The sequence below is a fragment of the Halomonas sp. MCCC 1A13316 genome (genome assembly GCF_014931605.1).
GTDB lineage: Bacteria > Pseudomonadota > Gammaproteobacteria > Pseudomonadales > Halomonadaceae > Halomonas.
This window is the reverse complement of the sequence record NZ_CP053382.1, coordinates 1,617,307-1,637,002: the sequence shown is the minus strand read 5'-3', so window position 1 is coordinate 1,637,002 and position 19,696 is coordinate 1,617,307. Positions and strand designations below refer to the sequence as shown.

Sequence of the window (19,696 nt, the reverse complement as noted above, 5' to 3'; positions counted from 1 at the left end):
AGTGCCACCATGAGCAGCCCCAACGATATCGTTTTCCTCTCCGCCGCACGCACCCCGATGGGCGGCATGCTCGGCAGCCTGGCAAGCCTCACGGCTCCTGAGCTTGCCGCCACCGCCATTCGCGCCGCCATCGAGCGCGCCGGCATCGAGTCCAGCGCCATCGACGAAGGCATCATGGGCTGCGTGCTGCCGGGCGGCGTCAAGCAGGGTCCGGCCCGCCAGGCCATGCGCCAGGCCGGCATTCCCGATGGCATCGGCGCGACCACCATCAACAAGCTGTGCGGTTCGGGAATGAAGGCCACCATGCTGGCCCATGACCTGATCCGTGCCGGTAGCGGCGAAGTGGTTCTCGCCGGCGGCATGGAGTCGATGTCCAACGCCCCGCACGTGCTGACCAAGGCGCGTACCGGCTATCGCCTGGGTCACGGCGAGCTGAAGGATCATATGTTTCTCGATGGCCTGGAAGACGCCGAGACTGGCAAATTGATGGGGGTATTCGCCCAGGATGTCGCCAGCGAGCGCGGCTACTCTCGCGAACGCCTCGACGATTTCGCCATCGCCTCGCTGGAGCGTGCCATGGAGGCCACCAATGCCGGTCACCTGAAGGCCGAGATGGCGCCGGTCACTGTCACCAGCCGCCAGGGCGAGAGCGTGGTCGAGCACGACGAGCAGCCGTTCCAGGCCAAGCTCGACAAGATCCGCCAACTACGCCCCGCCTTTGCCAAGGACGGAACCATCACTGCGGCCAACTCCAGCTCCATCTCCGACGGCGCCTCGGCTTTGATCCTCGCCAGCCAGGCCGCCGCCGACCGCCTTGGCAGCAAGCCGCTGGCCCGCATGCTGGGTCACAGTACTCACTCCCAGCATCCCAGCGAGTTCACCATCGCCCCGGTAGGCGCCATCGAGAAGCTATTGAAGAAACTCGACTGGAGCGTCGCCGACGTCGATCTGTTCGAGATCAACGAGGCCTTCGCCGTAGTCACCCTGCTGGCCATGGACGGACTCGATATTCCGCACAATAAAGTCAATGTGTTCGGCGGCGCCTGCGCCCAGGGCCACCCCATCGGCTCCACCGGTTCGCGCATCATCGCCACCCTGATCCATGCCCTGCGCACCAAGGGCGGCAAGCGCGGCATCGCCAGCCTGTGCATCGGCGGCGGCGAAGCCACCGCAGTGGCCATCGAACTGATGGATTAGAAGTTGTTTGACTGACCGATTGATCGATCGAGTCACTGCCTGAACGACGCCCGCCCCCATTGAAGGAGGCGGGCGTTTTTACGAGCGAGGTAAAGAAAGCCGGTCGAGGCGCAGGCGCTCGCGGGAATCGAATAGCCGTCGGCTGCCTACGGTCACCGCTGCCAGGGTGCCGAAGCCGGTCCCCAGCGTAATCGTGAACATGATCAATATCTGGTACTTCACCGCCAGACCCGGCGCGGTGCCGGCGAGTATCTGACCGGTCATCATCCCCGGCAGGCTGACCACCCCGGCGGCGGCCATGGCGTTGATCATCGGCATCAAGCCGCTGCGCATTGCCTCGCGACGAATATCGCCGATTGCCACCTGCCAAGGTTCACCGAGCATCAGCCGGCTCTCGATCACGCCACGCTGGCGCCAGGCAGTATCGGTCAGGCGATCCAGCGCCAGCGCCACGCCGGTCATTGTGTTGCCCAGCAGCATGCCCAATAGCGGAATGGCATATTGGGGGTGATACCAAGGGTCAGGGCCGATGACGACGGTCAGTGTCAGTACGGCGACGGTGAACGACGAGAGAAACATCGACAGCGTGCCGATGCCGAAGGCCCAACCGCCCAGCAACCGTCGCTTCTGGCGTGCCATCACTTCGCGTCCGGCAATCAGCAGCATCGCCAACGCCATCAGCACGACCCATACCAGCCGCTCGGCGGCGAACAGCGCCTCCAGCACCAGGCCGACCAGCGCCAGCTGAATAACGGTACGCAGCGCGGCCACCAGCAGGCTGCGGCTCATGCCCAGCCGCATTGCCGCTGTGCAGCCGGCAAGCACCACGACCATCAGCGCCGCCAGCGCCAGCTGCCACCAGGAGAGTTCGATCACGCCCATGCGACGTTCACCTCCTCCAGTCGCCCGCTCGCGATCCGCCAGTGGCGGCTGGCCACCCGGGCGATCTGTCCTCGGTCATGGGCCACCCATAGCGTCGGCCAGCCACGCTCGTGAATGCGCGCCGTCAGCCAGGCTTCCACCCGCTCGTTGGTTGCGTCATCCAGGTTGGCGGTGGGCTCGTCGAGCAGTAGAGCGCTGGGCTCGCGGCTCAAAGCCCGCAATAGCCCCAAGCGCTGCTTCTCGCCGGTGGAGAGGCGCCCCACCTGCCAGGCCAGGGCATCGGGAGCCAGCCCCAGCGCTTCCAGTTCCGCAGCTTCAGGCTCATGGATGAAGTGCTCGACCACCGTCTCCGCCCACCAGTGGCTTTCGGCCGGCACCAGCATCACTTGGCGCCGCCAGGCGTGGCCCGGCATCTGCGACTGGCCCTGCTCGCCCAGCCAGACCTCGCCAGCATGGGGTTCGAGATCGGCCACGGCCCGCAGCAGGCGGCTCTTGCCCGAGCCGCTGGCACCGGACAAACAGACGATCTCTCCGGGCTCGACGGTCAGGCTGACCTCGTCGAGATCGCCGATGGCAATACGGTCGAGTCGCAAGGAATCGGCTACGCTCAAGTCGCTTCCTCGTCGGGAATGAATGGCCGCATCATAGCAGGGCAATGAGCTCGATACGTCTCTTGACGTTGCCGACATATGGAAAAACATATATCTTCGCCAAGCCCTTACTTCCGACGGAGCGACGCATGGCAGACGACTCATTATCGCAGACGCCAACCACCACTGAAGGCATGGGCCTCTTCGAACGCTTCCTCTCAGTGTGGGTGGCGCTGGCCATCATCGCCGGGGTGCTGCTCGGCCAGTTCGCCCCGGCGGTTCCCGAGACGCTTTCACGGTTCGAATACGCCCAAGTATCGATTCCGGTGGCCATCCTGATCTGGGCGATGATCTTTCCCATGATGGCGCAGATCGACTTCTCCGCCGTGCTCGGCGTGCGCCGCCAGCCCAAGGGGCTGATCATCACCACCTCGGTGAATTGGCTGATCAAGCCCTTCACCATGTTCGCCATCGCCTGGTTCTTCCTGATGGTGCTGTTCCAGCCCCTCATCCCTGAAGAGCTTGCCAGCCAGTACCTGGCCGGAGCGATCCTGCTGGGGGCGGCGCCCTGCACGGCCATGGTCTTCGTATGGAGTTACCTGACCCGAGGCGATGCCGCTTACACCCTGGTACAGGTCGCCCTCAACGACCTGATCATGCTGTTCGCCTTCGCCCCGATCGTGGTCTTCCTGCTCGGCGTCTCCAACATCCAGGTGCCTTGGGATACCGTGGCGCTGTCGGTGGTGCTCTACATCGTCATCCCGCTCGCCGCTGGCTACCTGACCCGGCGCAGCCTGATCGCCCGCCACGGCATCGAGTGGTACGACAACGTCTTCATGAAGAAGGTAGGGCCGGTCACTCCCATCGGGCTGATCATCACCTTGGTGCTGCTGTTCGCCTTCCAGGGCGACGTGATCATCGCCAACCCGCTGCACATCGTGCTGATCGCCATCCCGCTGATCATCCAGACCTTCCTGATTTTCTTCCTCGCCTACGGCTGGGCCAAGGCTTGGAAGGTGCCCCACAACGTGGCCGCCCCCGGGGCGATGATCGGCGCCAGCAACTTCTTCGAGCTGGCCGTGGCCGCCGCCATTGCCCTTTTCGGCCTGCAGTCGGGCGCGGCGCTGGCTACGGTGGTGGGTGTACTGGTGGAGGTACCGCTGATGTTGGCGCTGGTACGTATCGCCAACAGGACTCGCCACCACTTCCCTGAGGCCGAGACGCAGCCAGCAGCCGAGGCCAGGGACTGACCCATGGCCATCGAGGTCAGCGACCGGGCTCGCGAGTGGCTGAAGAACAAGGGCGGAGTAGCCACGGTGCGCCTCTCGCCCCGTCACGGCTGCTGCGGCGGTGGCGCCGATATCGCGGTGGCCGAGGCCAGGGCCCCGGAGGCGCCGGAGCGCTACACCCGCCTCGACCTGGACGGCGTGGCCGTGCACATCGACCCGACGCTGGTCGACCAAGGCCTGAGGCTCGACGTCGAGGGCTTCCTGGGCTTGAGGCACCTCTTCGTGGAGGGCGCCTCTCCCACCCGCCCCAAGGAGTAATACCTTGTTCAAGCACATCCTGGTCGCCGTGGATTACTCTCCTGCCTGGCCGCTGCTGCAAGCGCGCCTGAAAACGTTGACCACCTGGGGCAACGAGCAGGTGGAGTTCCTGCTCGGCAGTACCGACGAGGCGATCGCCCGTGATGCCTACTGCCCGGTACTAGTGTTACCCAAAGAGATGGATTGATAGCACTCTTATTTTCTTGATGTCTGTCAGGACATGTCTAACAACTGAATGCTATAGGTGAGATGGCCTGTCAGGCGACCAATCTGGCCACCTGACCACACGACAGAGGAGCATGCTCATGTCATCGCGAGACGTTGTCATCTGCCATCCCGTTCGTACCGCCATCGGCACCTATGGTGGCAGTCTCAAGGAAACTCCCGCCACTGAGCTCGGCGCGCGCGTTATCCATGAGACCCTCACCCGTTCCGGCCTCGCTGCTGACAAGGTGCAATCGCTGGTGATGGGCCACGTCATCCAGGCCGGTTGTCGCATGAACTCCGCCCGCCAGGCCGGCATCGGCGGCGGTCTGCCGGTGGAGGTCCCGGCGCTTACCGTCAACCGGGTCTGTGGCTCAGGCGCCCAGGCCGTGGCCAGCGCCGCCATGGAGATCTGGAGCGGCATGGCCGACTGCACCATCGCCGGCGGTATGGAGAACATGGACCGGGCCCCCTATGTGATGCCCCAAGGCCGCTGGGGCGCGCGCATGGGAGACGTTACCATGCACGACACCATGCTGCTCGATGGCCTCAACGACGCTTTCAGCGGCAAACACTCCGGCTGGCACACCGAGGACCTGGTCGCACGCTATGGCATCTCCCGCGACGACCAAGACGCCTGGGCGCTTCGCTCCCAGCTGAGCTTCTCCAAGGCCCAGGAGGCCGGCCACTTCGACGCCGAGATCGCCGGCGTGGAGCTCACCACCCGCAAGGGCACCACCACCTTCGCCCGCGACGAGCACAACCGCGGCGACACCACCGCGGAGTCTCTCGCGAAGCTCAGGCCCGCCTTCCGCAAGGAGGGCACCATCACCGCTGGCAACGCCCCGGGGCTCAACAGCGGTGCGGCGGCGATGATCGTCGCCGAGCGCGGCTGGGCCGAGAAGCAGGGCCTCGCGCCCATGGCGCGGCTGGTTTCCTTCGGCGTCGGCGCTGTGGAGCCAGACTACTTCGGCATAGGCCCGGTGCCTGCGGTCCGCCAGGCGCTGGAGCGTGCCGGCTGGTCGGTGGGCGACCTGGACCGGGTGGAGATCAACGAGGCCTTCGCCGCTATCGCCCTGGCCTGCCAGCGCGAGCTGGGCCTGCCGCAGGAGATCGTCAACGTGGAGGGGGGCGCCATCGCCCACGGGCACCCCATCGGCGCCAGTGGCGCGGTGCTGACCACCCGCCTGCTGCATGCCATGCAGCGCAACGGGGAGCGTCGCGGTATCGTCACCCTTTGCATCGGCGGCGGTCAGGGCATCGCCTTGGCCCTGGAAACCCTCTGATGACCGGGCGCTGGCACGCCATGGCGTGCCAGCGGCGTTACCCTACTCACTGCACCAAGCGTTGCCCGAAGAGCATCGTATGACGGTCGATCCCAATCACCAGCCCTGCATCGAGCCTGCCTGACAAGCCCACCAAGGAAGAGCGAGATTTTTTGCATCGCGCCGGTATCCTTTTGTCACCTGCTGCGGTTCGCTACACTTCTTCGTCGAGGACACCACCAAGATCTTCGCGCTGCTGGTGGTGATGATCTACGTCATAGCCCTGATGCGCGCCTCGCTGAACCTTGAGCGGGTGCGTCACTCGATAGGCAGTGAGTTCAGGCGCTGCCTCAACGCCACGCCCACCTCCCACGGTTAGTATCACCCATTGGGCCGAGGGAGGCAGAAAATGTGAGTAGATGAGGTGCGCAGGCTGCGTCTTAGCACATCGCCAGACGCCGATCGGGCCGGTTGCCCATGTCAGCCAGACGAACCTGCAGGCTCGAGAGACGCTCGTCCTGGCCCTTTTCGGCCGCTGACAGCGCCTCATTCACCCACTGCGGTATCGTGTCGGCGAGCCGATAGTAGACCCACTGACCCTCACGCCGATCGCTGAGCAAGCCGCAGTTGCGAAGCTGAGCCAGATGACGCGACACCTTGGGCTGGGATTCTTCCAGGGCGTGAGTCATCTCGCAGACGCACAGCTCCTCCTCACGGAGAATCAGCAGGGTCAGCATTAGACGCGTCTCGTCACCGAGACACTTGAACAGTCTTGGGGGGTCAAGCGGGGTCAAGCGATATTCCTCATGCAAGAGACATTCATCATTCTACGTTAACACTCGCCGGTCCGACAGCAATGCCACGCCACCGGTGCCCCTGCCACGGCCCATCACGCCGTCTCCCGCGGTAGCGCTAGTGCCATCAGCGCGCTTGCCAGCACCAGCGCCGCCGCGATCCACAGGCAGGCGGCCAGCCCAAAGATCTGATAGACCCACCCCGACAGCAATGTCCCCAAGAGCCTGCCCATGGCATTGGCCATATAGTAGAAGCCCACGTCCATGGAGACCCCGTCGGCACGGGCGTAGTGAACGATCAGATAGCTGTGCCAGCTCGAATTGATGGCGAAAAGCACGCCAAAGGCGAGCAGTCCCGCCACCAGCCAGCCGACTTCGGCCAGGGGCAACATCGCCAACAGCGCCGGCAGGCCGGCCAGCGCCAAGGCCCAGAACGCGGTGATGCCGCGTGCCCCCCCTTTTATCAGGCCCGTGAGGCGGGGTGCCTGGGTCTGTACGCCCCCATAGCCGATTACCCATACGGCGAGAAGCCCCCCCACCGTCCAGTGGCTCCAGCCGTGCTGGTCGTAGAGGAAGACCGGCAACGCCACCACGAACCACACATCGCGCGAGGCGAACAGGCAGAGCCGGGCCGCCGAGAGCACGTTGATCGCCCGGGACTTGGAGAAGACCTCGCTGAATTTCGGCTTGCGCTTCTGGCGGCCCAGGTCGGCCTTCAGGCGCATCAGCGAGAGGGCCAGCACCGCGACGAGCATCACGGCCATGGCAATGACCGCACCGCGGAAGCCGATCAGCGTCAAGAGCAGGCCACCGAGGAAGAACCCGGCGCCCTTGAGCGCGTTCTTGGAGCCGGTGAGGATCGCCACCCAGCGGTAGAGAGCGCTACCGGCACTGGGCCTGTCCTTGGGTACCAGCACCTTCACCGCGCTCTTGGCGCTCATCTTGTTGAGGTCCTTGGCGATCCCCGAAAGTGCCTGGGCGGCCATCACCCACGGCACGGTGAGTGCCGTAGCGGGTACCATCAGCATGACCAGAGCAACGATCTGCAGCCCTAACCCCATGTTCATAGTGCGATTTAGCCCCAGTCGCGCCCCCAGCCAGCCGCCGACCAGGTTGGTGACCACACCAAAGGCCTCGTAGAACAGGAACAGCAGGGCCACTTCCAGCGGCGAGTAGCCGAGCTGGTGGAAGTGCAGCACCACCAGCATGCGCAGGGCGCCATCAGTGAGCGTTAAAGCCCAGTAGTTGCCGGTGATCAGCAAGTACTGACGCACCTCGAAGGGCAGCCCCCGCAGGCGGGGGGTGAACGATTCAGCCACGGCCCACCTGCTCATTCCCCACCTTGAGGGCCAGCTCCGCGGTACGGTTGGCGTAGCCCCACTCGTTGTCGTACCAGGCGTACAGTTTCAGCTGCGTGCCGTTGACGACCATGGTCGAGAGAGCATCGATGATCGAGCTGCGCGGGTCGGTACGGTAGTCGACCGAGACCAGCGGGCGCTCCTCGTAGCCCAATATACCGGCCAGCTCGCCCTCGGCGGCCGCCTTGAGCGCCGCGTTGACCTCCTCGGCGGTGACGCTGCGCTCGAGCTCGAAGACCATGTCGGTGAGCGAGGCGTTGAGCAGCGGCACGCGGATGGCATGGCCGTTGAGCTTGCCTTCGAGCTCGGGGAAGATGGCGGTGATCGCCTTGGCCGAGCCGGTCGTCGTGGGAATCAGGCTCTGGCTATTGGCACGCGCCCGACGCAGATCCTTGTGCGGCGTGTCGAGGATCGACTGGGTATTGGTGATGTCGTGTACGGTGGTCATCGAGCCGTGGCGAATGCCGAAGCTATCGAGGATTACCTTAACCACCGGTGCCAGACAGTTGGTGGTACAGCTTGCGGCGGTGACGATGCGATGCGTTTCTGGATCGTAGCGATCGTCGTTCACTCCCATCACGACGTTGAGGATACCTTCCTCCCTGACCGGAGCCGTGACGACCACACGGGAAACCTCTTGGTCGAGATAGGCTTGCAGCTTGTCCCGGCTCTTCATCTTGCCCGAAGCTTCGATGACGACGTCGCAGCCGGACCAGTCGCTGTCGGCCAATTCACGGTTATTGGTAAACGATATGCGTTTGCCGTCGATCACCATCGCCTTCTCTTCGGCCTGGAACCCCTGCCCCGGTAGCCAGCGGCCATGCACGGAATCGAACTCGAGCAGGTGGGCGAAAGTCGCCGCATCACCTCCCGGATCGTTGAGATGAGCGATTTCTACGTCGCCGCGCGTTACATGGGGCCACAGGCAACGCAGGGAAAGTCGCCCCATGCGGCCAAGGCCGTTGATACCGATACGAATCGTCATGACGTTCTCCGGGTTGGAAAAGATTTATCGGATCCTACGAGCCCTAGATATATGAAATTACATATATACAAAACTGCCGTGTCAAATTTATGTCAGCGGTCCCGACACCTTCCCGGTCGCCTGCTTCTGATAACTGATTGGACGCGACGAATGGCGCCTTGCCTCACCTGTTTGGCGCGGTGACGATAGAAAAATGAAGACTCGCCTCCGTCAGCGCCACCCCCTGGCCCTCATTGTTTTGGCCCAGCTCTGCGGCACGTCGCTCTGGTTCAGCGTCAACGGCGTTGGCCTGTCGCTCTCGCGCGACCTGGGCCTCTCCGAGGTCGACCTGGGCCGCTTGACCCTGGCCGTGCAGGCAGGCTTCATCGCCGGCACCCTGGCTATCGCCGTGACCGGCCTCGCCGATCGCTTCCACGCCAGCCGTATCTTTGCCGTCTCCTGCCTGCTGGGTGCCGTCGTCAATGCCGGTTTCGTCCTGGTCGCCGATCAACCGACGCTGGCACTCATGCTGCGCTTCGCCACCGGGCTGTGCCTGGCGGGCATCTATCCACTGGGCATGAAATTGGTGATCGGCTGGACACCCCGACACACCGGGGCGGCGCTGGCCTGGTTGGTGGGCATGCTGACACTGGGCACCGCCCTGCCGCACCTGCTGCGAGGGAGTACTCTGGGTATGCCCTGGGAGTGGCCTTTGCTGGGCGCCTCGCTGCTGGCCCTGCTGGGTGGCGCCATGGTTCACGCCCTGGGCGACGGCCCTCACCTGCCGCCACCGGCCGGCAGGGTACGCCTGACTGAAGGCCTGGCAGCCCTGGCCGCGGGGCGTTTTCGCGCCGTGGCGGGTGGCTATTTCGGCCACTGCTGGGAACTCTACGCCTTCTGGATGCTGACGCCTTTCCTGGTACATCGCGAGATCCAGAGACTCATGGCGTCTTCCGACCTGGTGGCCTGGCTGTCGTTCGGCATTATTGCGCTGGGGCTGGCGGGCTGCGTCGGCGGCGGCCGGTTGAGCCGGCATCTGGGCAGCCTGTGGGTGGCTCGTTGGGCACTGATGGCTTCCGGGACGATCTGCCTGACCTATCCGCTGCTGGGCTGGGCGCCGCCGGGTCTGTTGCTGGCGCTACTGTTCCTGTGGGGTCTTACGGTGATTGCCGATTCGCCGCAGTTCTCGGCCCTGGCAGCGGCCACGGCACCCCGCGAGCGCATCGGCTCGACACTTGCCGTGATGAATGCAGTGGGCTTCGCCCTGACCATTCCCGCCATTTCACTGACGACCTCGCTGTGGTCGCTGCAGGGCACCTGGGTACTGTGGTGGTTACTGCCGGGGCCGATTCTCGGCCTGTGGGCTCTGCGCGGGCTGGCCGACCCGGCCGTTTCGCCGTCGCCACCGGTACACCAGGAGTGAGCCGCTAGGCCGGCTCGAGTTCATGTTCGTCCTGGTGGCGTTGCCTGCCAGCGTCATCAACCACTGCAGCCATGCCCCACTGCTCGACACCGCACCATGGCGTACGCCACCGCTGTAAATCCGCTGGAAGGGCGAGCGTAGCGGGCAGTACGAAGCGCTTGGCTTGCTCCTGCATGTGCAGCGACTGGGCTTCGAGCTCCCTGGCATTACCAGCGGCCTGATCCACCAGTTGGCTGCTCTCGCGGGTTGCACCCTCCATCTGGCCCATGGCCCGGTTCACCTCCTCGATGCCGAGGCGCTGCTCGTTGGAGGCATGCACGACCTGCTCCATGAGCCTGTCCACCCGCTCGATGGCCTCGATGATGACACGCGTATGTTCGGCAGCTCGCAACGACAGGGAATTGCCCTCAGCCACGCTCGCCTGTGAGGCCTGGATGCGCTGCCGAATGTCCCGCGCCGCATCGGCGCTGCGCGATGCCAGGGCACGGACTTCGTTGGCCACCACGGCGAACCCCCTGCCCTGCTCGCCGGCACGCGCCGCCTCCACGGATGCATTCAGGGCCAGGATATTGGTCTGGAAGGCGATCGACTCGATGACACCCACGATGCTGGCAATCTCATCGGAGCGGCAGTGGATCTCGTCCATGGTCGCGATGAAGCGAGTGATGACAGCCTCTCCCTCGTGGGCACGCTGGGTCGCCGATTCGGCCGACTCACCCACCTGGCGGGCGCTGTCAGCATTGCTGGCCACGGTAGCCGTCAGCTGCTCCAGGTTGGCTGCGGTCTGCTCCAGCGCCACGACCTGCTGGCGAGTCTGCGCCGCCAGCGCCTGGTTGTGCCCGGCCATCTCTCGGCTACCCGAATGGACATAGTCGCTGCCGCTGCGCAGAAAACCCACGGTCTCGATGAGCGAGCGCTGCATGGTGGCCAGCTCGGCATACAGTTGACCGATTTCGTTGCGACCCCGCGCTTCTATGGGAGCGGCGAGGTCGCCCTTGGCGATACGCTTGAAATGCTCGACGATGCGACGCAGCGGTCGAATGACATTGACCGTGACGCCCCATATGACAGCTACCATCATCGCACCTGCCACGACCAGCGCCGCCAGAATGGCCCAGGTCATCCAGTCGGCCAGACGCTCGAAACGCAGCGTCAAGGCTTCTCCCTGGGCAGCCGAAGCGGCGAGAAAGGTATCGGCCGCCTCGATGAAGGCCTGGCCACTGTCGCTGACGCGAGACTGACCGGAGCGATAACCCGCATGGTCGCCCTCCTCGAGCAACAACATCTGAAGCTTCAGATTGTTGTTCACCAGCGACTGGTAGCGATCCGCAAGAGCTTCGACGTTCGCCTCGCGCTGCTCGGCCGGGGGAATGTCGAGAAATGCCTGGAAGGCGAGCTCGGCATCGGCCAGCTTCTCCTGCGCGCGCTCGAGTACCGGCTCCGGCAGCTCGAAGGCTGGCGCACGCATCAGTTCGGCGGCCCGATCCATATCCAGTCGCGCCTGCAGCACGCGGGTATAGGTGCGATTCAGCGCGCCAGCCTGCTCCACGTTGAGCCGATCAAAAGTGCCAAACGCATCACGACTCAAGTGATTGGAGACCAGCCCCAGCGCGCCGGTGCCGAGTATCAGTACGCTGAAAGCCATCAGCACCAGCGACCAGCTGAGCCGAACCGTCATGTCCTGGAATCGTTTCATACGCTCCCCGCGCATTTGGTTATCGTCCGGCACGGCCAAAGCTGGCCGCCCTGCGGGGTACATAAGTAACAGGCCAAGATGACAGTTCGGGGAAGGCAGGCAGAGGAGGACGAGACGGTAAGGGGGATATGCAGGAAAGGGGGCAGGTGCAATGGCCACCCTGCCCCACGTAATGACGAACGATCAGCCGTAGCGGCCGGTGATGTAGTCCTCGGCCTTCTTGGTGGCCGGGTTGGAGAACATCGTCTTGGTATCGTTGTATTCGAAGATCTCGCCCAGGTGGAAGAAGGCGGTGTAATCGGCTACCCGCGCCGCCTGCTGCATGTTGTGCGTCACCGTGATGATGGTGAACTGCTTCTTCAGCTTGTCCATCAGGTCTTCGATGGTGGCGGTCGAAATGGGGTCGAGTGCCGAGGTCGGCTCATCCATCAGGATCACGTCGGGCTGCACGGCGATGGCACGGGCTATGCAGAGGCGCTGCTGCTGTCCGCCCGACAGCGAAGTGCCCGGCTGGTGCAGCTTGTCCTTGACCTCTTCCCACAGGCCGGCATCGCGCAGGGCACGCTCGACCAGCTCATCCTGCTCGGCCTTGCGCCCGACCAAGTCGTGCATACGCGGTGCGTAGGCGATGTTTTCGTAGATCGACTTGGGAAAGGGGTTGGGCTTCTGGAACACCATGCCCACGCGACGCCTGAGGGCCACTTCATCCATCTTTCGCCCGTTGACGTCACGACCGTCCATCTCCACCAGTCCTTCGATACGCACGCCGGGGATCAGGTCGTTCATGCGGTTGAGGCAGCGCAGGAAGGTGGACTTGCCGCAGCCCGACGGGCCAATCAATGCGGTGACGTTCTTCTGGTACAGGTCGATGCTGAGGTTCTTCAATGCCTGGGAGTCGCCATACCAGAGACTGAGGTCGCGTACGCGAATGCTCAGTTCGTGGTTGGCATCCGGGTTGCGCGTCACCGGTTGACCGGCCTGGGGTTGAGACATGGGGGTGCTACTCCGCTCGGAAACTTGGATGTTCATCGATTCGTGACCTCCCTGGGCCTACCAACGGCGCTCGAATTTCTTGCGCAGGATGACCGCACTGGCATTGAGGAAAATAAGGATAGACAACAGCACCAGGATGCCGCCCGCGGTCTTCTCGACGAAAGCGCGCTCCGGCTCCCCGGCCCAGGTGAAGACTTGCGCCGGCAGCACCGTGGCAGCCTCGGTGAACGACGCCGAAACATCCGGAATGAAGGCAACCATACCGACGATGATCAGCGGTGCCGTCTCGCCCATGGCCTGCGCCAGGCCGATGATCGAGCCGGTCATGATGCCCGGCATGGCCAACGGCAGCACATGGTCGCGTACGACCTGCCAGCGCGAACAGCCGACGCCGAACGCAGCATGTCGGATCGAGTCAGGTACGCTGCGCAGCGCCGTCCGCGTGGCAATGATGATAACCGGCAGCGTCATCAGCGCCAGCGTCATGCCGCCCACCAGTGGCGACGAGCGAGGCACGCCGAAAAAGCTGATGAAGATCGCCAGGCCCAGCAGACCGAAAAGAATCGAGGGAATGGCCGCCAAGTTATTGATATTGATCTCGATGAACTGGGTCAGTCGGTTGTCAGGAGCGAACTCCTCGAGGTATATCGCAGTCATCACACCGATCGGAAAGGCAATGGCGAGTGTTACCAACATGGTCATCACCGTACCCACCGCGGCGGCAAGGATGCCCGCGCTCTCGGCCATCTTGGAGTCGCCGCGTGAGAAGAAGGCGGTATTGAAGCGCAGCTCCAGACGCCCGTCCTCGACCAGCTCGTCGACCACCTCCTGCTGGTTGCCGCGCAGCTTGTTCTCGTGCCCCTTGAGGTACTGATCCACTTCGCTGGTGGCCAGGACCCAGCGCGTCTCGCTGGTTCCCAGCAGCTCGGGGTCGTCGCGCAGCATACCGGGAATGAGGCGCTCGAAGGTACGGCTGACCAGCCTGGCCACATCAGGATCCATGGCGGCGCGTCCCATGCGGGTGGCGTCCTCGTTGTACTCCAGCTCGACCTGGATGTAGGCCTGCTGGAAGGCCGGCAGCCCCTTGCTCAGCATGTCGGCGAAGAACAGCACCAGGAACAGGCCTGCCAGCCCCAGCGCACTCATGGAGATCCATTTCAGCCGCGCCGACTTGCGATGGCGTTTGCGCAGCTGCGCGCTGATGGTGTCGAAGGGTTGACTCATCGGGTCGTTTCCTCGGCGTTACAGGTTGTTGACACGATACTTGGCGCGGAAGCGGCGAATCATCAGCACCGACACCAGATTCAAGCTAAGGGTGACGGCGAACAGCACCAGCCCCAGGGCAAAGGCCGAGAGCGTCTCCGCGCTCTCGAACTCGAGGTCGCCGGTCAGCGCGGCCACGATGCGCACCGTCACGGTGGTCATGTCCTCGAGCGGATTGGCCGTGAGGTTGGGACGCATGCCGGCCGCCATCACCACGATCATGGTCTCGCCCAAGGCACGCGACACCGCCAGTAGCGAGGCCGAAATGATGCCGGGCAGCGCCGCAGGTATGACCACGTCGCGAATGGTTTCACCCTTGGTCATTCCCAAGGCCAGCGAGCCCTGGCGCATGCTGTCGGGAACCGAATTGATGACGTCATCGGACAGCGACGAGATGAACGGGATGATCATGATCCCCATCACCACGCCCGGTGCCACGGCATTGTTGAACGAGGCGTCCAGGCCGAAGAACCCGGCGATATTGACGATGATCGGGGCAACCGTAATGGCGGCAAAAAAGCCGTAGACCACGGTAGGAATGCCCGCCAGCACCTCCAGGGTCGGCTTGGCCAGGGTACGCACTCGCTGCGGGGCGAATTCCGACATGTAGATGGCCGCCAACAAGCCGATGGGGATCGCCACCAGCATGGCGATGGCGGTGATCATGAACGTGCCGGCGAATAGCGGCACCGAACCGAACTGAGCGGCGCTTGCGGCATCGTCCGCACGTCCGGCCGCTGCCAGGAAGCTCGCGCCCGGGTTCCACACCGTGCCGGTCACGAACTCCCAGAAGCTGTGCATCTGGAAGAAGCGCAGTGCCTCGAAGATGATCGAGAACAGGATGCCGAAGGTGGTAAGGATTGAGATCAGGGCGGCACTGATCAGCAACCAGCGGATCACCCGCTCGATCGCCTGGCGAGCATGGAAGTCGGGGCGGATGCACGCGAGTCCGACGATGGCTCCCACAGCGGCAACTGCCAGGCTGCCGGCCAAAAGCATCAGAGTGGGGATCTCGGCCCCCAGCAGCAGCATGACGAAGGCGCCAACGACACTGACCAGCAGTGCCGGACCCGCGGTAGCGACAACCGTAAACCAGGCGTACTGATCGGGCTGGGCGTACATGGCCTGGCCCGAAGCCCGCACCTTGGCTGCCTTGGTTCGGCCCAGGACGAAGGCGATCAGTCCCAGCAGCAGCAGGCCGCCGATGAAAATTATCAAAAGTTGATTGGTCTGCATGACTCTCTCTCTGATGACTGTCGACGGCAGGTTGCCGGAACGTGCAACGGCCGGCAACCCGAGAGTTGCCGGCCGATCAGGCCTCCTTGCCCGCCACCTACCTTATTTCAGGTCGGAAGCCTGCAGGCTAACCCGCTCCTCGACCTTCTCGCGGGTCTGCTCGCGCTCTGACTCGAGCAGCGGAATCAGCCCCAGGTCGGTCAAGTAGCCGCCCTCGCCGATCATTTCTTCGGAAACAAACATTTCGACGTAATCGTAGAGCGGCGGCACGTCCTGGGCATGCTGGTTCTTGACGTAGAACCACAGCGAGCGGGCGATCGGGTAGTCACCGGCACTGATCGCCTCGGCCTCCGGCTCGACGCCACCAATGCTGGAAGCGCTGAGCGCCTCCTGATTCTCGACCAGGAAGGAGTAGCCGAAGATGCCGAAGGCGTCGGTATCTTCTGAGAGGCGCTGCACGATCAAGTTGTCGTTCTCGCCAGCATCGATGTAGGCACCGTCAGCGCGGATATCGGTATAGCCTTCCTCGCCGTAGACGTTCATCTCGCTGGACGCGGCCTCCATGACCAGCTCCTCGAAGGCGTCGCGGGTACCGGAGGTGGTGGGCGGGCCGTAGATGGAGATCTCGCGGTCCGGCAGCGACGAGTCGATATCGCTCCACTTCTGGTAGGGGTTGTCGACCAGCTCGCCATCCTGCGGCACCTGAGCGGCCACGGCCAGGAACAGCTGCTCAAGGGTGAGATCCATTGACTCGTTTTCGCTGGACTGGGCGAAGACGATGCCATCGGAGCCGATCTTCACCTCGGTCACATCGGTGACGCCATTCTCTTCGCAGCGCTCAAGCTCGGAGGACTTGATGCGACGCGAAGCGTTGGAGATATCGGGAGTTCCCTCGCCCACACCGTTACAGAACAGGCGGATACCACCACCGGAACCGGTCGACTCGATGACGGGAGTCGGATATTCGGTGACGGCACCGAACTCTTCCGTCACGTAGCTGGCGAAAGGGTAGACGGTGCTGGAGCCGACGATGCGGATCTGATCGCGAGCCTGCGCGACGCCTACCACGCCCATGACGGCAGCGGCGACGATGGTTGTCTTGAAGGCACGGCTCTTCATGGTGCGGTTCATGCGAGTCACTCCTGTCGATGAGAAAGGTATCTAGCCTTTGCACGGCATACGATGCCGCAGCTCCATGACAACTTCGTGACAATGTGACCGTTCTTATTCGCTGCATCAGATGAGCAGGCCCAGCGCGGCCAGCGTGCACAACGCCAATGACGCCCCCTGCAGCCGCCGGCGGTCGAGGCGATGTGCCACGCGGTTGGCAAGAGCGCTGCCGAGCAGCACCGACGGCAGCAGGGTCAGCGCCAGCCCCAGGTGCCACAGGCGCACCTGCCCGGCCAGCGCCAGGGTGGCAAGGGTCAGGCTCGAGGTGATCAGGAAAAATGCCGCCAGGTTACCGCGCAGTCGATCCGGCGTCAGGCCGTGCATCAGCAGGACCATGGGCGGACCACCAATAGCGGCCACGGTGCCGAAGATTCCCGACAGCACACCGGCGCCGAACAGGCTCGCACGGTTGACCGGCAGGCGCAGGCGGAACAGTGTGACCGCCACGGCGAACAGCACGCTGGCGGCGATCAGTTTCTCCAGCACCGCCAAGGGTGCCGTGAGCAGCAACCACAGCCCCAGGCCGTTACCGGGCAACCGCCCAGCCAGCGCCATGCCGAGCTCGGCCATACGCACCTCATGGCGATAATGCCGCATCATCAACAGCGATACGGTAAAGCCGAACAGTACCAGGGTTACCGGCACCAGCCGTGGATCAATAAGCAGCAGCAAAGGGGCTCCCACCACCGCCAGGCCGAACCCGGTGGCCCGCTGCACGAAAGCGCCCAGCGCCAGCACCAGGGCACAACTCAGCCATGTGCCGAGCGTCATGTCGATCCACGCCAGCCAAGCGTCAGGCATGCTCAACCCGAGCCGACAGCAGACGCAGCCCCAGGTTGCCGGCCAGCGACGCCCCCAGCATGGTGGCCACCATGGGCCAGGCGCTATCGATCTGGAAGGCGCCCACCAGCACGCCTGCCAGCGCCCCGCAGGAGAATTGAATGCTGCCCTGCAAGGCAGCCGCCGTGGCGCTCATGTGATGGAAGTGATCCAGCAGTGAGGAGATGGCATTGGGTGCGATCAGGCCGATGGTACCGGCGAACAGCATGATCAACGGCACCACCGTCCACAGCGACTCCAGGCCGGTGGCGACCAGCAGGGCGAGACCGGTCGCCGCCGCCAGTTGGATGGCCAACCCCAGGCGCAGATTCTGCTGTGGGCTGCGCCAGCGCAGCAAGCGGATGTTGAGTCGATTGGAAGCCGCCATGGTCACCACGTTGACCCCGAACACCAGCGGATAGAGCCCTGGGCTCAGCCCGTAGTGCTCCAGATAGAGAAAAGGCGAGGCGGTGATGAAAGCGAACAACCCGGCGAAGGACATGGAGGCAGCGCACACGTAGCCCATGGCCTCGCGGTGGCGCAGCACGCTGAGGTAGTTGCCCAGCATTTGACGTGGCGAGGCGCTTGGCGACCCGGGGGCTCGGGTCTCGGGCAGTCGTGTGCCCATCAGCCACATCAGGAAGGCGGCATAGCCGGCCAGGAAGATGAAGATCAGCCACCAGTCGCCAAGATAGAGCAGGCCGCTACCCACCACCGGTGCCACCAGCGGCGCCAGCAGCATGATGATCGCCATGGTCGACATCACCTTGGCGGCCTCTCGGCCGCTGAAGCAATCCCGCACAATGGCCGCCGAGTTGACCACCGTGGCCCCACCGCCCAAGGCCTGCACGAAGCGCCAGGCCAGCAGTTCCGACAGCGAGTCGACCGTGGTAATCACCAGACTGGCCAGGAAGAAGGCCACCAGGCCACCCAGCAGTACCGGCTTACGCCCGACCCGGTCGGAGAGCGGCCCGAACAGCAACTGGCCCAGGGCGAAACCGGCCAGGAAAGCGCTCAAGGAGAGTTCGGTATGGTGAATACTGGCGCCGATAGTGTCGGCCAGTGCCGACATGGCGGGTAGATAGGCATCGATGGCGAAAGGTGCCAGTGCCGTATTGGTTGCCACCAGCAGGGCCACGCGTCGGGGAGAGAGTGCCAATATAACTCCGTTGCGACCTCGAAAAGAGAAAGCTAGGAGGCTAATCATAGCGCAACTCAAGAGTCGTTGCCGCGCCAACGCGTCTGTTCGCCTTACCGCCCAATTGTTAAAGTGGCTCAATACCGACACTCAGGAGAGACTGCAATGGCAGAGGATCTGCTTAGCCAACTCAAGACGATGAGCACGGTGGTGGCCGACACCGGAGACATTGGTGCCATTCGTCGTTTTCAACCGACCGATGCCACCACCAACCCCTCGCTGATCCTTCAGGCCGCGCAGCACGAGGGGCGCCGCGAGCGGCTGGCGGAAATCGCACGGCAGGCCACCGACATCGACGACGCCCTGGATGCTGTCGCCGTGGAAATCGGCAGTGAGATCAGTAGCCTGGTACCCGGCTACGTCTCTACCGAAGTCAGCGCCCGGCTCTCCTTCGACACCGAGGCAACCCTGGCTCGAGCCCGCTCGTTGATCGAGCGCTACGATCGCCACGGCATCGGTCCCGAACGCATCCTGATCAAGATCGCCTCGACTTGGGAGGGTATCCGCGCCGCCCGCCAGCTGGAGCGCGAGGGTGTCCATTGCAACCTGACCCTGCTGTTCAGCTTCGCCCAGGCACAGGCCTGCGCCGATGCCGGCGTGACGCTGGTGTCGCCCTTCGTCGGTCGAATCCTCGACTGGTACCGGGCAGAGTGGCCGGATGCCGATTTTCGCGGCGACAACGATCCCGGCGTCAAGTCGGTCAGACGCATCTACGAGCACTACAAGGGACACGGCTACGGCACCATCGTCATGGGGGCCAGTTTCCGTAATGTCGGAGAGATCCTATCGCTGGCTGGCTGCGACCGCTTGACCATCTCCCCTGCTCTGCTTGGCGAGCTGGCCGAAAGCCATGACCGGCTCGAACGCCGACTGAGCCCGACCGACGCCGAGACCTCGCCGCCGGAGCCCCAGGATGAGGCGGAGTTCCGCTGGGAAATGAATGAAGATGCCATGGCCACGGAGAAGCTGGCCGAAGGTATACGCAAGTTCGCCGCCGATCAACGCAAGCTGGAAAAGCTGCTGGGCGAATTGCGCCAGTAACCGGAAGCGACAGACACTCGAGCAGGCAGGTGTGGCATCACGCCTGCCGAAACAGA

Annotated in this window: 19 protein-coding genes; 7 read left to right on the top strand and 12 right to left on the bottom strand. The window is 63.9% G+C overall.

From position 1 onward, the window contains the following. The first annotated feature begins 9 nt into the window (after nt 1–9). Nucleotides 10–1,197 carry an acetyl-CoA C-acyltransferase gene (locus HNO52_RS07620; protein ID WP_197568551.1) on the top strand — a complete coding sequence of 396 codons (1,188 nt, stop codon included), beginning with the start codon at nt 10–12 and terminating at the stop codon, nt 1,195–1,197. 78 nt (nt 1,198–1,275) lie between these two features. Here HNO52_RS07620 and HNO52_RS07615 read toward each other — a convergent pair whose 3' ends face one another. Both HNO52_RS07615 and HNO52_RS07610 read right to left on the bottom strand, forming a co-directional pair. Beyond that, a complete protein-coding gene (locus HNO52_RS07615) occupies nt 1,276–2,079 on the bottom strand; it encodes an ABC transporter permease (RefSeq protein ID WP_197568550.1) in 804 nt (267 codons plus the stop codon). Continuing rightward, nucleotides 2,070–2,690, bottom strand: coding sequence for an ABC transporter ATP-binding protein (locus HNO52_RS07610; RefSeq protein ID WP_232090636.1), 621 nt, complete (start codon nt 2,688–2,690; stop codon nt 2,070–2,072). Before HNO52_RS07610 ends, HNO52_RS07615 begins: the two co-directional genes overlap by 10 nt. Before the next feature lie 128 nt (nt 2,691–2,818). On the opposite strand from HNO52_RS07610, the gene arsB reads away from it, so the two are divergent. The 4 genes from arsB to HNO52_RS07590 all read left to right on the top strand — a co-directional run bounded on the left by arsB (nt 2,819) and on the right by HNO52_RS07590 (nt 5,706). Continuing rightward, nucleotides 2,819–3,919: an ACR3 family arsenite efflux transporter gene (gene arsB, locus HNO52_RS07605; protein WP_197568548.1), complete on the top strand. Its 1,101-nt coding sequence runs from the start codon at nt 2,819–2,821 to the stop codon at nt 3,917–3,919. Nucleotides 3,920–3,922: 3 nt separating this feature from the next. Next, on the top strand, nt 3,923–4,216 hold the full coding sequence (locus tag HNO52_RS07600) for a CC/Se motif family (seleno)protein (protein ID WP_197568547.1): 294 nt from the start codon (nt 3,923–3,925) through the stop codon (nt 4,214–4,216). Nucleotides 4,217–4,220: 4 nt separating this feature from the next. After that, entirely contained in the window at nt 4,221–4,403 is a 183-nt protein-coding gene (locus HNO52_RS07595; protein WP_197568546.1) for a universal stress protein, read from the top strand. A 118-nt stretch (nt 4,404–4,521) separates the two neighbouring features. Continuing rightward, the gene (locus HNO52_RS07590; protein WP_197568545.1) at nt 4,522–5,706 is read left to right on the top strand and encodes a thiolase family protein; all 1,185 of its coding nucleotides are present in this window, start codon (nt 4,522–4,524) and stop codon (nt 5,704–5,706) included. Between the two features lie 419 nt (nt 5,707–6,125). Here the strand turns inward: HNO52_RS07590 and HNO52_RS07585 are convergent, their stop codons facing one another. The 3 genes from HNO52_RS07585 to HNO52_RS07575 all read right to left on the bottom strand — a co-directional run bounded on the left by HNO52_RS07585 (nt 6,126) and on the right by HNO52_RS07575 (nt 8,822). Then, complete coding sequence (locus tag HNO52_RS07585) at nt 6,126–6,422, bottom strand: metalloregulator ArsR/SmtB family transcription factor (protein WP_232090776.1); 297 nt, start codon at nt 6,420–6,422, stop codon at nt 6,126–6,128. 152 nt (nt 6,423–6,574) lie between these two features. Further along, nucleotides 6,575–7,813 (bottom strand): organoarsenical effux MFS transporter ArsJ, encoded by a 1,239-nt coding sequence (gene arsJ / locus HNO52_RS07580; RefSeq protein ID WP_197568543.1) that lies wholly within the window; start codon nt 7,811–7,813, stop codon nt 6,575–6,577. Then, a complete protein-coding gene (locus HNO52_RS07575) occupies nt 7,791–8,822 on the bottom strand; it encodes an ArsJ-associated glyceraldehyde-3-phosphate dehydrogenase (protein ID WP_197568542.1) in 1,032 nt (343 codons plus the stop codon). Before HNO52_RS07575 ends, arsJ begins: the two co-directional genes overlap by 23 nt. Nucleotides 8,823–9,015: 193 nt before the next feature. Here HNO52_RS07575 and HNO52_RS07570 point away from each other — a divergent pair, with 193 nt between their 5' ends. Continuing rightward, nucleotides 9,016–10,224 carry an MFS transporter gene (locus HNO52_RS07570; RefSeq protein ID WP_197568541.1) on the top strand — a complete coding sequence of 403 codons (1,209 nt, stop codon included), beginning with the start codon at nt 9,016–9,018 and terminating at the stop codon, nt 10,222–10,224. Between the two features lie 4 nt (nt 10,225–10,228). Here the strand turns inward: HNO52_RS07570 and HNO52_RS07565 are convergent, their stop codons facing one another. The 7 genes from HNO52_RS07565 to HNO52_RS07535 all read right to left on the bottom strand — a co-directional run bounded on the left by HNO52_RS07565 (nt 10,229) and on the right by HNO52_RS07535 (nt 18,560). Next, complete coding sequence (locus HNO52_RS07565; RefSeq protein ID WP_197568540.1) at nt 10,229–11,920, bottom strand: methyl-accepting chemotaxis protein; 1,692 nt, start codon at nt 11,918–11,920, stop codon at nt 10,229–10,231. Between the two features lie 183 nt (nt 11,921–12,103). Continuing rightward, nucleotides 12,104–12,913, bottom strand: coding sequence for a phosphate ABC transporter ATP-binding protein PstB (gene pstB / locus HNO52_RS07560; protein ID WP_442907143.1), 810 nt, complete (start codon nt 12,911–12,913; stop codon nt 12,104–12,106). Nucleotides 12,914–12,970: 57 nt separating this feature from the next. Beyond that, nucleotides 12,971–14,137 carry a phosphate ABC transporter permease PstA gene (gene pstA, locus HNO52_RS07555; protein ID WP_197568539.1) on the bottom strand — a complete coding sequence of 389 codons (1,167 nt, stop codon included), beginning with the start codon at nt 14,135–14,137 and terminating at the stop codon, nt 12,971–12,973. Between the two features lie 18 nt (nt 14,138–14,155). After that, nucleotides 14,156–15,412, bottom strand: a complete 1,257-nt coding sequence (gene pstC / locus HNO52_RS07550) for a phosphate ABC transporter permease subunit PstC (protein ID WP_197568538.1) — start codon at nt 15,410–15,412, stop codon at nt 14,156–14,158. 102 nt (nt 15,413–15,514) lie between these two features. Continuing rightward, nucleotides 15,515–16,543 (bottom strand): substrate-binding domain-containing protein, encoded by a 1,029-nt coding sequence (locus HNO52_RS07545; protein WP_197568537.1) that lies wholly within the window; start codon nt 16,541–16,543, stop codon nt 15,515–15,517. 105 nt (nt 16,544–16,648) lie between these two features. Beyond that, a complete protein-coding gene (locus tag HNO52_RS07540) occupies nt 16,649–17,383 on the bottom strand; it encodes a sulfite exporter TauE/SafE family protein (RefSeq protein WP_197568536.1) in 735 nt (244 codons plus the stop codon). Then, nucleotides 17,376–18,560 (bottom strand): Bcr/CflA family multidrug efflux MFS transporter, encoded by a 1,185-nt coding sequence (locus tag HNO52_RS07535; RefSeq protein WP_197568535.1) that lies wholly within the window; start codon nt 18,558–18,560, stop codon nt 17,376–17,378. The genes HNO52_RS07540 and HNO52_RS07535 overlap by 8 nt, the downstream gene beginning before the upstream one ends. A 144-nt stretch (nt 18,561–18,704) precedes the next feature. Here HNO52_RS07535 and tal point away from each other — a divergent pair, with 144 nt between their 5' ends. Further along, nucleotides 18,705–19,640 (top strand): transaldolase, encoded by a 936-nt coding sequence (gene tal, locus HNO52_RS07530; protein ID WP_197568534.1) that lies wholly within the window; start codon nt 18,705–18,707, stop codon nt 19,638–19,640. Nucleotides 19,641–19,696: the final 56 nt, after the last annotated feature.